We start from the raw sequence: 14,398 nt of genomic DNA on the forward strand, positions 1-14,398 counted from the left end.
GTTGGCGTAGGAACCACCAGTCCTACCGGGAGCTCACCCAACCTCAGGGCATCACCACGCCAACCACCCCATCCAGTTCTCAGACGCCCTCTGAGGCTAGGGCCGTTTCCGCCATTCGCGCCGATGCCGGGTCAGCACCTCGATCAGCTCGTCTTTGCGTTCGGCTACCTCGGCGTGGCTGCCCATGATCCCCACCGCGGCGACGGTTCGGCCGTCCTCGACCACGGCGACTGACACGCCGTCCGCCTCAGTCGAAGCGCTGGGCGCGGCGACCAAGCCCTCGGAACGGATCCGCGTCAGGTCCTGCACGAAACGCTCGACCAGTTCGGCATCCGAGGGCGGCAACGCGCCGATCTGCGGCCACAGATCGCGGTTTTCCATGGCTGCCAACAGGATCCAGCCGGTCGACGTGCGGATCGGCGAGCGGCGGACGAAACCTTCGGCGAGGTAGGCGTAGCGCGGGTCGTGCGAGGCGTAGTCGACGTAGTAAAGGTCGCTGCCCACCATGATCGCCAGCACCGCGGTCATCCCGGTTTCCTCGTGCAGCGCTTCGAGATCCTCGTGCGACACCGTCGTCACCGTGGGGCGGCCGACCAGCCGGATGAGCAGGAACGGGGCCGGGCCGAGGGAGTAGCGGCGGTCGTGCTCGTCGAGGTAGCCGGTCGCGACCAGGCCGTTGACCAGGCCCTGAATCGAGCTCATCGGCGCGTCGAGCTCGCGCGCGAACTCGGTGAGCGTGACCCCGTTCCGGGAGCGCGCGGCCCGCTCCAGGATGGTCGACACCCGGTCGATCATCCGGTGGTGCGGCCTCGGGCGGCCGTCCGGCGTGGGGTGCGTCGGCATCGGTGCTTTCTCTCCTCGGGTGATCGGGAACTCTACCCGGACCTGCGGGTTGCGTAAATACGTATTTTGATGCCAGTATGCGTAGCGAGGAGGTGCGCTCGTGAGCATGCCACTGGACGGTGTCGTCGTCGCGGATTTCAGCCGGGTGCTGGCCGGTCCGCTGGCGTGCGTGAACCTGGCCGACCTCGGGGCGACGGTGATCAAGGTCGAGCGGCCCGGTTCCGGGGACGACACCCGCGGCTGGGGACCGCCGTGGACCGAACACTCCAGCTCGTATTTCGAATGCGCGAACCGGTCCAAGCAGTCCGTGGTGCTCGACCTCGGCGATCCGGACGACCTGGTCTTGGCGCGCGAACTCGCCGGCCGCGCCGACGTGCTCGTGGAGAACTTCCGGTCCGGCGCGCTGGGACGGCGCGGGCTCGACTACGAATCCGTCCGCGTGGGTAATCCCGGCATTGTGTACTGCTCGGTTTCCGGCTTCGGCGGCGACGCGGACCTGCCCGGCTACGACTTTCTCGTGCAGGCGATGGGCGGCTTGATGAGCATCACCGGCACCGACGAACCGGCGAAGGTCGGCGTCGCGCTGGTCGACGTGCTCGCCGCGAAGGACGCCACCATCGGCATTCTCGCCGCGTTGCGAGCCCGCGAGAAGACCGGACGCGGCCAGCGGGTCGAGGTGAACCTGCTGTCCAGTTTGCTCGGTTCGATGGCGAATCAGGCTTCCTCGTACCTCACGACCGGACGCGCGCCGCGCCGGATGGGCAACTCGCACCCGTCGATCGCGCCGTACGAAACGTTGCGCTGCAAGGACGACGTGCTCGCGCTCGCTTGCGGCAACGACGGGCAGTTCCGTCGGCTCGCCGAGGTGCTGGGCGTTCCGGAACTGGCCGACGACGAGCGGTTCGCGACGAACGCCGAACGCGTCCGCAACCGTCCGGAGCTGAGAGCCGCGCTCGAACAGCGGCTCGGCACCGACACTGTGGTCGCGTGGGCCGCGAGGCTTACCGAAGTCGGCGTGCCCGCCGGTCCGGTCGGCGATCTCGCGGACGGGTTCAAGCTCGCGGAATCGCTCGGTCTCGCCCCCACCGTGCCGGTCGGCGACTCGCCGCCCCAGGTCCGCCATCCGATCGGCTATTCGGACACGCCGGTCGCCCGCTATTCCGCCCCGCCCCGGCTGGGGCAGCACAGCGACGAGATTCGCCGCTGGCTCGCAGAGGAGAAGAAATGAGCGCCACGAAGTCCCTGCCGCCGCTGGACCCCCGCGACCCCGCCGGGCTCAACGACCTGTTCACCGAGGACGAGAAGGCGATCGCGGCCGCGGTCCGCCGGGTCTGCTCCGAGCGGATCGACCCGTACGTCGGCGACTGGTTCGAGCGCGGCGAGCTGCCCGACGTCCGCGGTCTCGCCAAGGACCTGGGGTCGCTCGGGGTGCTCGGCATGCACCTGGAGGGCTACGGCTGCGCGGGGATGTCGGCGACCGAGTACGGGCTCGCGTGCCTGGAGCTGGAGGCGACCGACTCGGGCATCCGCTCGCTGGTGTCGGTGCAGGGATCGCTCGCGATGTTCGCGATCTGGAAGTGGGGTTCGGAGGAGCAGAAGCAGCAGTGGCTCCCGTCGATGGCGGCGGGCGAGGCGATCGGCTGCTTCGGGCTGACCGAACCGGACGCCGGCTCCGACCCGGGCAGCATGCGCACCCGCGCGCGGCGCGACGGCGACGACTGGGTCCTCGACGGCCGGAAGATGTGGATTACCAACGGAAGCGTCGCGGACGTCGCCGTGGTGTGGGCGCAGACTGACAAGGGCGTGCGCGGCTTCGTGGTGCCCACGGACACTCCGGGCTTCTCGGCTCCGGAGATCAAGCACAAGCTGTCGCTGCGCGCTTCGATCACCAGTGAACTCGTTCTCGACGGCGTGCGGCTGCCCGCGGACGCGGTGCTCCCGGAGGTCACTGGGCTGAAGGGGCCGTTGAGCTGTCTCAACGAAGCCCGCTTCGGCATCGTGTGGGGTTCGGTCGGCGCGGCGCGTTCTTGCTTGCAGGCGGCGATGTCGTACGCCGAGGACCGCACGCAGTTCGGGAAGCCGATCTCCGCGTTCCAGCTGACGCAGCAGAAACTTGTCGACATGACTCTCGAGTACACGAAGGCGTTGCTGCTCGCGATCCACTTGGGACGGCGCAAGGACGCCGGGGTGCTGCGGCCGGAACAGGTCAGCCTCGGCAAGCTGAACAACGTCCGCGAGGCGATCGAGATCTGCCGCACCGCGCGGACGATCCTCGGCGCGAACGGGATTTCGCTGGAGTACCCGGTGATCCGGCACATGAACAACCTCGAATCCGTGCTCACCTACGAGGGCACCGTCGAGATGCACACGCTGGTGGTCGGTCAGGCGATCACCGGGCAGTCGGCTTTCCGCTGAGGTTTCCGCCGAGGGGCGGCCATGGCCGCCAGTGCGGCGGCCGCGGCCAGCATCCCGAGCCCGGCGAACGTCCAGCCGAGGAAGCCGAACGTCAGCACCAGCGGGACCAGCACGATCGGCCCGGTGATGCGCGCGAGCGCGGTGCTGGTGGCGAACAGCGCTTGGTATTGGCCCTGATGTCCTTCGGGGGCAAGGCTGAACGCGAGGTGCCAGGCACCGGCGGAGGCGGTCGTTTCGGCGACGGTGAGCAGGAGTGCGCCCACTAGCGCCAGGACTACCGGGTGCTCGGAAGCGCCGAGCGAGCCGAAGACGGAACAGGCGGCGATCAGGAAGATTCCGGCTACGGCAAGGGATCGGCGGGCCGTGCGGGCGTCGCGGACCTGTCGGCTGATCGGCAGCTGGAGGAGCACGACGAGCACGGTGTTGGCCAGCAGCACCACCGCGGAAGTCCATTGTGGAGCGGAACTGCGCATGACTATCCACAGTGGCAGGGTGACGCTGAGGATCGGCATGGTCAGCTGGGTGATCGCGGCCAGCAGCGTCAGGGTGACGTAGCGGCGGTCGCGCAAGGCCGGCCAGCCGGTCTGGCGTTCGGTGGGTGCGTCCGGCCCGGCGTGCAGGTAGAGCGCGGTGGCGAAGACGAACAATCCGGCGTCGACGAGGAAAACGGTCACCGCGTTGGTTCCTGCGGCCAGGACGAGCGCGCCGATTCCGGAGCCCGCGCCGATGCCGATGTTGACGGCGGTGTGCAGCAGTGCGCGGGCCCGGACGCGGCCTTCGGGAGCCACCACGGTGGCGACGACGGCTTGGCGGCCCGCCGCGAGCGCGCTCTGCCCGCAGGCGAAGAGCGCGCACGCGGCGATGTACAGCGGAACAGTGTGCGCGACGGCGAAAAGCAGCAGGCCCGCGACCGCGGCGACGGTCGCCGCGGCGAGTGCCCGGCGGGCGCCGATCCGGTCCAGCAGCGTCCCGAACGGAACGGTGGTGGTCAGGCTCGTCGCGGTGCCGAGCGAGAGCCCGAGCGCCACGATTCCCGCCGGCAGGCCGACCCGGGTGGTGAAGTGGACGGCGGACACGGCCAGCACCGCGCCGTCGCCCGCCGAGGTCAGGGCTTGTGCGGTGGCGAGCCGCCGGATCGCCGTGCGCGCGGTGGTCATGCCGGGCTGACCGACCAGCAGCGGGTCGTCACGCCGACCGTGTTCCACATGGTGATCGCGGTGATGAGCGCGATCACCGCCGCCGCGCCTTCCTCGCCGAGAGCCGTGACGGCGTCGGAAACGGTCGACTCGGGCACGTGCGTTTCGGAGAGGCGCGTGACGTCCTCGGTGAGCGCGAACGCGGCCCGCTCGGCCGCGGTGAACAGGCCCGATTCCGCCCAGACCGCCAGCGCGTCGACCCGCTGAGCCGTGACGCCTTCCTTGCGCGCGGCCTGCGAGTGCATGTCGACGCAGTACGCGCAGCCGTTGATCTGGGAGGCGCGGAGGCGGACCAGTTCGCGCAGGCCCGGCTCGATGCCGGCGTGGTCGAGCTGCTGGGTCGCGGCGTCGTCCAAAGTGCTCATCGCACGGGAGAAAATCGGGGCCAGAGCGTCGAAATCGAGGCGCTGGGGGATCGGGACCAGAGTGGGGTTCGTCGATGTCATGGACCTAGGTTAGGTCGCGAATGGACCGAGTTCCCGGCCAATCTGTCGCTAGGAACTCAGTCCATTTGCCAGCGCATCGGCGGCCAGGGCGAGGGCGCGCGTGGCCCGGGCGGACGACACCGCGCCGTAGCCGATGACGACCCCGGCACGGTCCGGATCGCCGCCGGGCGCGCGGTAGTCGGCGAGTCCTTCGAGCGCGACGCCGAACTGACGGGCGGCGGCGAGGGTGCGTTCTTCGGCGGCCGCGTTCGGGAGTTCGACCAGGCATTGGAGACCGGCGGCGAGTCCGCCCGGTCGCAGGTCTGGTGAGCGTTCGGCGAGGAGTTGGGCGAACAGTTCGCGGCGGGTCCGGAAGGTGGCCCGGCGTCGGCGGACGGCGCGGTCGTACTCGTGGGAGTCGAGGAAGCGCGCGAGGACCTGCTGGTGCAGTCCGCTGGGCGTGACGCCGCTGAGGTTGCGCTGCCGGAGCAGTTCGGGGAGAAGCTCGGACGGGGCGACCGCCCACGCGACGCCGACGGCCGGTGCCAGGGCTTTGCTCGACGTGCCCAGGTAGACGACCCGGTCCGGCGCAAGGGCTTGCAGCGCGCCGATGCTGCGGCGGTCGTAGCGGAACTCGCCGTCGTAATCGTCTTCCAGGATCAGCGCGTCGCGGGAGTTCGCCCATTCGATCGCGGCCCGGCGGCGTTCCGGGGAAAGCGGCACTCCGGTGGGGAATTGGTGGGCCGGGGTGAGGAAGACCGCGTCCGCCTGGGTGTTGGCGAGGTCGGCGCCGTCGGAGTCGACGGGGATCGCGACGATCTCCAGCCCGGACTCGGCGATGATGCGCCGGTGCCGCTCGTGCCCGAACTCCTCGACGGCGATCCGCTTGCCGCCGCGCGCGCGAATGCTTCGGCAGGTCAACGAAAGCAGGTCGCCGAAGCCGCTGCCGATGAGGACTTCCGCCGCGCTGACCGCTACGCCGCGGGTCCGGGCGAGGTAACCGGCGAGGGTGTCGCGGAGTTCGGTCGCTCCTTCCGGCGGCGCGTAGGCGAACGCGGAGACCGGCATTTCCGACAGCGCCCGCCGGGTTTGCGCGCTCCACTGGCTGCGCGGGAAATCGCCGGCGTCGGCGAGGCCGCCGCGAAGCTCGTACTCTGGCGGCGATTGTCGTTGGGCCGCAACCGGTTGCGCCTGTCGAGGGAAGCCAGCGATCCAGGTCCCGGCTCCGACGCGGCTCTCCAGCCAGCCTTCGGCGGCGAGCCGGGAGTAGACCTCGGAAACGGTGCTGCGGGCGATCCCGAGGTCGGTGGCGAGCGCGCGCGAGGCGGGCAGGCGGGTGCCTACCGGGAGCCGACCGTCGACGACCGCCGCGCGCAGGGCGGTTTCGAGCGCGTGCGCGGGGCGGGTCGTGGAGACGGGCAGGTAGAGGTCGAGCCCCTCGGCCACCGATGCGCGCTTCATGGCCGGACTCTAGCCTGGTGCGTCCACAGTGGGCAGACGTCAGCTGAGCAGAGCCTCGACTTCGCGGTAGCGCTCGGGGGAGACCGTCTTCAGTCCAGCAGCCGCGGCCAACGGGACAGTGCCGAGATCGGTGCCGCGCAGCGCGACCATGACCCCGGACTCGCCCGCGTGCACCGCGTCCGCCGCGCGCAGGCCGAATCGCGTGCCCAGTTCGCGGTCGGCGGCAGTCGGCCGTCCGCCGTCCTGGCTCACCGCGACCGCGCGGGCTTCCTTGCCGGTGTGCCGGGAAATCTCCTCGGACAGCCAAGCCGCGACGCCGTTCGGCACCGGGGATCCTTGCGGGAGCGCCCCTTCGGCGATCACGACGATCGGCGCCCGGCCGCGCTCGAACCGGCGCGTCACCCGGGCCAGCACCTGGTCCAGGTCGAACGGGTGCTCCGGGCCGACGATCACGTCCGCGCCGCCCGCGAGCCCGGCGTGCAGGGCGATCCAGCCGGAATCCCGGCCGGAGACCTCGACGACCAGCGCGCGCTCGTGCGATTCGGCCGTGGTGCGGCACCGGTCGAGCGCGTCGGCGGCGATCTGTACCGCGGTGTCGAAGCCGAAGGTCGCATCGGTCGCCATGACGTCATTGCGGACGGTCGCGGGAACGACGACGACCTGGACTTCGTCGGCAGCGAGTTTCGCCGCCCCGGCAACGGCATCCTCCCCGCCGAGCACGACCAGCGCGTCGAGACCGTGCAGCGAATCGCCCGGCTTGACCGGGCCGTGCGAGGCGCCGAGAAACGGACGGTCGCGGGTCAACGTCTCGTCGATCTCCCGCGGCCCGATCGGCACGGTGCGGTTCTCCCGTAACCCGGCCCACCCGTCCCGGATGCCGACGATTTCCCAGCCGTACACCTGAATGCCTTTGCGAGCGAAGGCCCGGACCACCGCGTTCGATCCGGGGCAGTCGAGGTCGCCGGCCAGCATGCCGATCCGCATGAGGCGAGAGTGGCACGACTGAATCGATGAAGCAAGCGGGATGCGGAAACGCCCGGCAGGTTCCACCCGGCCGGGCGTTTCCGTTCTCGTTAGTGGTCTTCCCAGGGGATTACCGTCGCGGACCGGGGTCGCTGAAGCTGGGACGGCCGGTCTCGTTGTGCCCGGCGAACCGGCGCAGGTAGCCCGGCGCGGCGGGGTCGGTCAGCGAGATGTCGAACCAGCCGAACGCGGACGCCGTTTCGCACGGCACCCGCCGGGTTTCGCCAGGGCCGAGCACGATCGTCCGGGCGGCACCGCGGCTGTAGTCGTTGCGCAGCTTGAGTTTCCGGCGCTGACGGCCCGGGTTCGTGACCGTCAGCGTCAGCAGCGGGGCACCGTAGTTGTTGGTAGACACCGAAACCTCGGGTTCAGCGGTGTCCGCCGTGGTGCCGGTGAACTGCGCGAGGTAACCGTTCGCGCCGGTCACGCGAAGGTCGTAGTTGCCGTGCTCGTCGGTGCCCGGCGCGCCTTCCCAGATGTCGCTGACGGTGTCGTGCGCGGCGACCGTGTAGCGGCGGGGCGAATCGCCGTGCGCGTAAACGTAGAAGTACGCGCCCGCGCTGCCGTTGTTGGTGAACCGCACCGAAATCGAGTGTCCGTCGCGCTTCCCGGCGAGCTCGGAAGTGAACCGGTACGGCAGCGCCCGCGCGGGGCGGACGCCCGGCTCCTGCGTCGGCATCGTCTGCGGCAGCTTCACCGAGAACGGCTGGTTCTTGCTCGGCAACGGAGCGGGCTTGGGCGTCACGACCGGTTTGGTCTGCGGGCGGGAGAAGTCGAACGCCGAGGTGAGGTCGCCGCAGACAGAACGGCGCCACGCACTGATGTTCGGCTCCGCCACGCCGAAACGGGCTTCGAGGAAGCGCAGCACCGAGGTGTGGTCGAAGGTCTCCGAGCAGACCCAGCCGCCGCGCGACCACGGCGACACGACGAGCATCGGTACGCGGGAACCGAGTCCCGCCGGGTGCTTGCCGGTCAGCGGGACGCCGGCCGGTCCGCCGCCGGTGCCCTTCGGCAGCTTGTCGAAGTCGAGCGTCTCGTCGGGGAGGCTCGCCGCGAGCGACCGCGAGACGAGCCCGTCCGTGCCGGGCCGGTTGACCAGCGGCGGCATCGGCGGGACGACGTGGTCGAACAGGCCGTCGTTCTCGTCGTAGTTGATGAAGAAGACGGTCTTGCTCCACACCTCGGGGTTGGAGACGAGCGCGTCGAGGACGAGGTTCAGGTAGTACGCGCCGTCGCTGGCGGACGCGGCGGCGTGCTCGCTGTACTGGTACGGCGGGACGATCCAGGTGACCTGCGGCAAGGTGCCCGCCTGCACGTCGGCACGGAACTCCTTGAGCGTGTGCGTCGAAACGCCCTGCTCGACCAGCGGCCCGGACGCGCCTTCCTGGCGGTGGTACTTCGCGAAGAACTCGAGCGAGTTGTCCGTGTAGTTGTCCGTCGGTTCGCCGGGAATGCCGCTGCCGCCCTGGTAAAGCTTCCAGCTCACGCCGGCCTGCTGCAGGCGCTCGGGGTAGGTCGTCCAGCTGTAGCCGTTGGTGTCCGGCCGTTCCCAGAGCCCGGGCCCGTTCTGCTTGCTGCCGAGGCGGTTCTGCGTGTCGATCGTGCCGGACCACAGCAGGATCCGGTTCGGCGCGGTGTCCGCCGGGACGGAGCAGTGGTAGGCGTCGCAGATGGTGAACGCTTCCGCGAGCGCGTAGTGATACGGCAGCTCGGACCGCTGCTGGTAGGTCATGGTGAACACGTCCTGCTTCTCGTTCACCCAGCCGTCGTAACGCCCGCCGTTCCAGAGCGGTTCGCCACTGCCCCAGCCGTGGTGCGTGCCGGCGATGTGCTCGCTGGTGCGCAGCGCGTCGAGCGGGAACGGCAGCACGTACTCGGCGTCGTTCGGCAGCCCGCGCCCGTTGTAGCCGGAAGTGCGCACCTTCGCCGGCGGCTGGTAGAACACCGGCCGGCCGTTGGGCAGCAGGTGCGGCCGGGGGTCGCCGTAGCCGCGCACGCCGCGCATGGTGCCGAAGTAGTGGTCGAAGGACCGGTTCTCCTGCATGAGGACGACGACGTGCTCAACGTCCTCGATAGTGCCCGACCGGCGGGCCGGTTCGACCGCGAGAGCCTTCCCGATAGACCCGGGCAGCAGCCCGCCGGCCGCCGCTCCGGCCAGCGAAGCCCCCGCCATGCCGAGAAAATTCCGGCGACTCGTACCCGCCATGGTTCGTTCCTCCACGTGTTCGCGGCGAGACAGCGGTCACCCGGATTTACCGGCCGCCGCCCGCCCGGGAGAGAGCATGAACGAGCTTGGTGTCCCGGATCTGGCGCGCGGGTGAATACTGCGACGGGCGGGTTCCGGTGTGCGGGACAGCCAGGGGAAACCGTTGCGCGGTCCGCATTTTCGTGATTTAGGCAACGCGGCTGCCGCGGCGAGGCCTGGACGCCGCCTCCTCGGGCCGGGGGGAACGGCCCCGGGCATCGCCCGCGGACCGTCCGCTTCGCCGCGCCGGGCTACCCGCTGACGGTCAGGCCGGTCGCGCGGTCCTTGGCCCGCTGCAGCTCTTCGTCGGAGAGGCCGCGGTCGGTCTCGATGATCGCTTCGGCCTGTTTGCCGCCCTCGGCGACGTCCTGGCCGGTCACCTTGAGCCTGCCGTCCTGCCGAAGCGCGAAGGTGACGTCGACCGGCGAATGGATCGGCAGCCCGGGGCTCAGCGGCAGCACGGCGATGCCGATCTGCCTGCTCTGCTCGATCTCCGCGTCCTGGTCGCGCAGCGTGTTCTCCATGATGTCGATGTTCACGTGGGGAACCCCGGCCGCCGTGGTGTAGAACGTCTGGCTCTTGGTCACCGGTACTTCTTCCTGCGCCAGCACCAGATTGGCCACCACCCGGCGCTGGTCCTCGCCGCGGCCGCTGAGCACGATGATGCCGAAGCTCTTGCTTGCCACGTTCGTCACCGTGAAGCTGTCGATTTCCTCGATCTCTTCCCGGCGCAAACCGGTCTCGTCGGCCACGTCGTTGAGCGCCCTGTCGCGAACCTCTTCCGGCACCGGCTGGTCCGCCCCGTCCGCGGACTCGCCGCGGGCGCTCATCAGCTCGTCTATCCGGTACCCGATCTTGGCGCCGATCTTGAGCTTGTGCGCGTAGATCGCGGCGCCCTTGGCGACAGACTGATCCGGGTCGTGCATCACCGGTTCGACGCCGAATTCCGCGGCCAGCCGCTCGCGCACCTGCGGCATCCGAGCGGACCCGCCGACCAGCAGCAGCTTGTCGAAGCCGTCGATGCCGCGCTCCGCGCCGATCGCGAGCACCGCCTTGGTGAAATCGACGGTCCGTTCGAGCAGATGCGCGGTGAGTTCCGCGAACTTCTCCCGGGACAGCTTCACACTTGCCCGCTGTCCCTCGTGGCTGACCAGCACGGACACTTCCTGCCGGGTGCTCAGCGCGCGCTTCCCGTCCTCCGCGCGCTGCCACAGGTCCTGCAGGGTCTCCTCGGAATCGTGCGGGTCTTCGGGAGAGCCGGTTTCCTCCTGCCACTGCCCGGCGAGGTAGTTGACGACCGCCGTGTCCCAGTCCCGCCCGCCGAGCTGATGGTCGCCGTCGGTCGCGCGGACGCACACCGAGCCTTCCTCGATCTTGATCAGCGTCACGTCGAAGGTGCCGCCGCCGAGGTCGTAGACCAGCACGGTCTCGCTGTCGCGGGTGTGCACGCCGTAGGAGATCGCCGCGGCGGTCGGCTCGTTGATCACTTCCAGCACGGTCAGGCCGGCGATCTCGCCCGCTTTCGCGGTCGCCTCGCGTTCGGCGATGCCGAAGTACGCGGGGCAGGTGATCACCACTTCCTTGACCGGGGAGCCGGTCAGCGTTTCGGCGTCCGCCGCGATCTTGCGCAGCACGTACGACGAGATCTCCTCCGCCGGGTATTGCTGTCCTTCGTAGCCGAACCGCCAGTCGGGCAAGCCCATGTGGCGCTTCACCATCGAAACCACCCGGTCGGCGTACATCACCGCGGCGTTCTTGGCCTCCTTGCCGACCACCCGGTCGGCACCCTCGAACAGCACCACCGAGGGGGTGGTCAGATCGCCCTCCGCGTTCGTCACCACCGACGGCAGCCCGGACGCCTCGTCCACATAGGCGATGCACGAGTGCGTAGTGCCCAGGTCGATGCCGAATGCCCTGTTGTCGTCCACTGTCATGCCCCTCCGCCGGCGGTTTCCGCTGGTGTTTCCCCGGTGCTCTGATAACGATAAGCGACCACCCATTCCGGGCGGAGCACTTTGCCGCCGTCGTATTCGAATCCGCACCGAAGCCGGTCCCGTACCTGCCGGTCCTGCGTTTCGTCCGCGGTCGGCACGGCACGGATCACCCGTTGCCGAGCGGGGTCGATCTCGGCCTCGGCGACCGAATAGCCGGTGACTCCGTTGCGCTCCAGCGTTTCCAGCACGGAATCCCGGAACGGGGCGAGCCCGGCCGCGGTCCGGTCTGCGGCCAGCGCGTCGGCCAAATCGTCGTGCAGTGCGATGAGATCGGCGAAAATCGGTTGCAGAAGCCGGAGATGCAGGCCGGTGCGGTGCCGCTGGAGTTCCTCGTGCATGCTCTCGATTTGCCGGTTCTTGACTTCGTCGTACCGGATCTTTCCCGCGAATTCGGCGCGCAGCCCGGCGACTTCGCCGCCGAGACGGTCGACCAGACCGGCAAGACCCCGGACGTCCGCCTCCGCGGGTTTTCCTTCCGGCGCAACGGGGTCTTCTTCCGGCGGCGGTTTCGCGGCAGCGGCCCCGGCGTCACCGGCGGCGGTTTCGGAGCCGATTTCCGTGGTCCGGGATTCTGTGCCGGATTCCGCCGTGTCTGATTCCGCCGGGTCGAGCTCGTTCTCGGTCGGCACACTACCTCCCAGTAACTTGGCCGAACCACTGAGCCATTCTTATGGTGCCCGGTAGGTTACCGTGAGCGAGAACACCGGCGGAGGCGGGAGGCGATGTGGCCAGGATTGTCGGCATAGATCTTGGTACTACGTATTCTGCGGTTGCATGCCTGGGTGACGATGGGAATCCGTATGTAATCCCGGGGTCTGCTGGCGAATTCCTAGTGCCCTCCGTGATCAGTTTCGCGAACGGCGCACCGGTGGTCGGCGCGGCGGCGAAAGCCGCGCAGGCGGACGGCGAAACCCGGATCGCCGCCGCGTTCAAACGACACGTCGGCGACCCGGAATTCCGGCTTTCCTTCGGCGGCGAAGACTACGACGCGACCGATTTGTCGGCGCTGGTGCTCGCCGAGCTCAAAGCGCGGGCGGAGGCATTCCTGCGCGAGCCGGTCGCCCGCGCGGTAGTCACCGTGCCCGCCTATTTCACGCATCCGCAGCGCACCGCCACGATCGAAGCGGGCAGGCGGGCCGGGCTCGACGTCGTGCGCGTGCTCAGCGAGCCGACCGCCGCGGCGGTCGCGTACGGCCTCCGGGCGGCGCCGGACGAACGCGTCCTGGCGGTGTACGACCTCGGCGGCGGCACCTTCGACGTTTCCCTGGTGCAGATCGCCGAAGGCGAGCTGCGGGTGCTGGGCGCCGACGGCGACCACCGGCTGGGCGGCCGCGACTGGGACGACCGGCTCTGCGAGTATGCGAACGACTGGTTCGCCCGCGAGTTCGGTGTCGAGATCGCCGACGACGACGTGCTGGTCCTTCTGGCCAGAGCCGAACAGCTCAAGCACACGCTGTCCGCCCGGCGCGGCGGCGAGATCCGGCTCGATTCCGGCGGTCGCTCCGCGCGCTGCCCGGTGACCCGGGAGAAATTCGAGGAGCTGACCAAGGACCTGGTGGACCGCACCGGCCTGCTGACCGAGCGGGCGCTCGCCGACACGGGACTGGACTGGAGCCGGGTCGGCGGGGTGATCCCGGTCGGCGGCTCGACCCGGATGCCGATGGTGAGCGAGTGCATCGCCCGGCTTTCCGGCCGCCCGCCGCTCGGCGGCGCGCACCCGGATCAGGCGGTCGCGCTCGGCGCGGCGATCGAAGCGGCGGGCGAGACCCGCCGCTCCAGGCCCCGGGCGGACGGCCCGGCGTCGCCGCCCGGGTTGCGGCTGGCGCGGGACGTGATCGCACACAGCCTCGGGATGATCGCCGAATCGCCGGACCGGGCGCGCTACCTCAACAGCGTGCTGATCCGGAAGAACCTGCCGATCCCGGCGTCGCAGCGGCGGCCGTTCCAGTTCCGGCTGCGCGACGACGGGGAGAACCTGCTCGAGGTGTTCCTGACCCAGGGCGAGACGGACGATCCGGGCGGCTGTGCCTACCTCGGCCGGTACGTGGTCACCGGGTTCGGCCCGGGCTCCGGGGACACGGTCGTGGACATCGACTACGTCTACGACCGCAGCGGAGTGGTGCACGTCGAGGCGACCGACCGCGGGACGGCCCGGCCGCTGCTGGTCACCGTCGAAGCGGTGCCGCCGGACGTGCCGGCCCGGTTCGCCGGGCGGCCGGGCGGCGGACGGCGCGGGCGCACCACGGTGTACCTGGCGTTCGACCTGTCGGGCAGCATGTCCGGCCGTCCGCTGGAGGAGGCGAAACGCGCCGCGCACGCCTTCGCGGGCCAATGCGATCTGAGCACCACCTCGATCGGGCTGATCGCTTTCTCCGACCGGGCGGAGATCTGCCAGCCCGCCACCCAGAACGCCGCGGACCTCGGCCGGGCGATCGACCGGCTCCAGACGGGCCGCACCGGGTACAGCAACCTCGGGCACCCGTTCGACGTGCTTCACGAGCAGCTGGCAGGACTGCCGGGCGCCCGGTACGCGGTGGTGCTCGCCGACGGGATCTGGTCCCGGCAGGACGAGGTCGTGCCGCGCGCGGTGCGGTGCCGCGAGGCGGGCATCGAGACGGTCGCGATCGGGTTCGGCTCGGCCGACCGGGACTTCCTGGCCCGCATCGCCTCGTCGTCCGAGCAGAGCCTGTTCACCGACCTGAACCGGCTGACGGAGTCGTTCAGCACCATCGCGCGCGAGCTGACCGAGGGCCGGGGCGTCGCGGCGCTGGCGCGGCAGCCGGAGTGACGGGAGGG

The 14,398-nt window shown here is 70.0% G+C and carries 11 protein-coding genes; 3 read left to right on the plus strand and 8 right to left on the minus strand.

What is annotated here, in order from left to right:
• Positions 1-96: 96 nt before the first annotated feature.
• The gene (locus ABZX37_RS36860) at positions 97-843 is read right to left on the minus strand and encodes a helix-turn-helix domain-containing protein (RefSeq protein WP_354747579.1); all 747 of its coding nucleotides are present in this window, start codon (positions 841-843) and stop codon (positions 97-99) included.
• A gap of 106 nt (positions 844-949) precedes the next feature.
• Here ABZX37_RS36860 and ABZX37_RS36865 point away from each other — a divergent pair, with 106 nt between their 5' ends.
• The gene (locus ABZX37_RS36865) at positions 950-2,071 is read left to right on the plus strand and encodes a CoA transferase (RefSeq protein WP_354747674.1); all 1,122 of its coding nucleotides are present in this window, start codon (positions 950-952) and stop codon (positions 2,069-2,071) included.
• Entirely contained in the window at positions 2,068-3,258 is a 1,191-nt protein-coding gene (locus ABZX37_RS36870) for an acyl-CoA dehydrogenase family protein (protein WP_354747581.1), read from the plus strand. Before ABZX37_RS36865 ends, ABZX37_RS36870 begins: the two co-directional genes overlap by 4 nt.
• On the opposite strand, the gene ABZX37_RS36875 is transcribed toward ABZX37_RS36870, so the two are convergent.
• The 7 genes from ABZX37_RS36875 to grpE all read right to left on the minus strand — a co-directional run bounded on the left by ABZX37_RS36875 (position 3,225) and on the right by grpE (position 12,231).
• Positions 3,225-4,415, minus strand: coding sequence for an MFS transporter (locus ABZX37_RS36875; RefSeq protein ID WP_354747583.1), 1,191 nt, complete (start codon positions 4,413-4,415; stop codon positions 3,225-3,227). The two genes, ABZX37_RS36870 and ABZX37_RS36875, sit on opposite strands and share 34 nt — an antisense overlap.
• Entirely contained in the window at positions 4,412-4,900 is a 489-nt protein-coding gene (locus tag ABZX37_RS36880; protein WP_354747585.1) for a carboxymuconolactone decarboxylase family protein, read from the minus strand. Before ABZX37_RS36880 ends, ABZX37_RS36875 begins: the two co-directional genes overlap by 4 nt.
• A 48-nt stretch (positions 4,901-4,948) precedes the next feature.
• Complete coding sequence (locus tag ABZX37_RS36885) at positions 4,949-6,340, minus strand: PLP-dependent aminotransferase family protein (RefSeq protein WP_354747587.1); 1,392 nt, start codon at positions 6,338-6,340, stop codon at positions 4,949-4,951.
• A gap of 39 nt (positions 6,341-6,379) precedes the next feature.
• Positions 6,380-7,324 carry an ATP-dependent 6-phosphofructokinase gene (locus ABZX37_RS36890; RefSeq protein ID WP_354747589.1) on the minus strand — a complete coding sequence of 315 codons (945 nt, stop codon included), beginning with the start codon at positions 7,322-7,324 and terminating at the stop codon, positions 6,380-6,382.
• Positions 7,325-7,433: 109 nt separating this feature from the next.
• A complete protein-coding gene (locus tag ABZX37_RS36895; RefSeq protein ID WP_354747591.1) occupies positions 7,434-9,569 on the minus strand; it encodes a phosphocholine-specific phospholipase C in 2,136 nt (711 codons plus the stop codon).
• 290 nt (positions 9,570-9,859) lie between these two features.
• Positions 9,860-11,542, minus strand: a complete 1,683-nt coding sequence (locus ABZX37_RS36900; RefSeq protein WP_354747593.1) for an Hsp70 family protein — start codon at positions 11,540-11,542, stop codon at positions 9,860-9,862.
• Entirely contained in the window at positions 11,539-12,231 is a 693-nt protein-coding gene (gene grpE, locus ABZX37_RS36905; RefSeq protein WP_354747595.1) for a nucleotide exchange factor GrpE, read from the minus strand. The genes ABZX37_RS36900 and grpE overlap by 4 nt, the downstream gene beginning before the upstream one ends.
• A 95-nt stretch (positions 12,232-12,326) precedes the next feature.
• Between grpE and ABZX37_RS36910 the strand changes: the two genes are divergently transcribed.
• Positions 12,327-14,390: an Hsp70 family protein gene (locus ABZX37_RS36910; RefSeq protein WP_354747597.1), complete on the plus strand. Its 2,064-nt coding sequence runs from the start codon at positions 12,327-12,329 to the stop codon at positions 14,388-14,390.
• Positions 14,391-14,398 lie beyond the last annotated feature (8 nt).

The sequence above is a fragment of the Amycolatopsis sp. NPDC004079 genome (genome assembly GCF_040610415.1).
GTDB classification, from domain to species: Bacteria; Actinomycetota; Actinomycetes; order Mycobacteriales; family Pseudonocardiaceae; genus Amycolatopsis; species Amycolatopsis halotolerans.

What these genes read in the sequence shown, in the direction of transcription:
- ABZX37_RS36890 (WP_354747589.1), bottom strand. Translation starts at nt 7,324, where the DNA reads ATGCGGATCGGCATGCTGGCCGGCGACCTCGACTGCCCCGGATCGAAC.
- ABZX37_RS36885 (WP_354747587.1), bottom strand. Translation starts at nt 6,340, where the DNA reads ATGAAGCGCGCATCGGTGGCCGAGGGGCTCGACCTCTACCTGCCCGTC.
- ABZX37_RS36880 (WP_354747585.1), bottom strand. Translation starts at nt 4,900, where the DNA reads ATGACATCGACGAACCCCACTCTGGTCCCGATCCCCCAGCGCCTCGAT.
- ABZX37_RS36895 (WP_354747591.1), bottom strand. Translation starts at nt 9,569, where the DNA reads ATGGCGGGTACGAGTCGCCGGAATTTTCTCGGCATGGCGGGGGCTTCG.
- ABZX37_RS36860 (WP_354747579.1), bottom strand. Translation starts at nt 843, where the DNA reads ATGCCGACGCACCCCACGCCGGACGGCCGCCCGAGGCCGCACCACCGG.
- ABZX37_RS36875 (WP_354747583.1), bottom strand. Translation starts at nt 4,415, where the DNA reads ATGACCACCGCGCGCACGGCGATCCGGCGGCTCGCCACCGCACAAGCC.
- ABZX37_RS36870 (WP_354747581.1), top strand. Translation starts at nt 2,068, where the DNA reads ATGAGCGCCACGAAGTCCCTGCCGCCGCTGGACCCCCGCGACCCCGCC.
- ABZX37_RS36900 (WP_354747593.1), bottom strand. Translation starts at nt 11,542, where the DNA reads ATGACAGTGGACGACAACAGGGCATTCGGCATCGACCTGGGCACTACG.
- ABZX37_RS36865 (WP_354747674.1), top strand. Translation starts at nt 950, where the DNA reads ATGCCACTGGACGGTGTCGTCGTCGCGGATTTCAGCCGGGTGCTGGCC.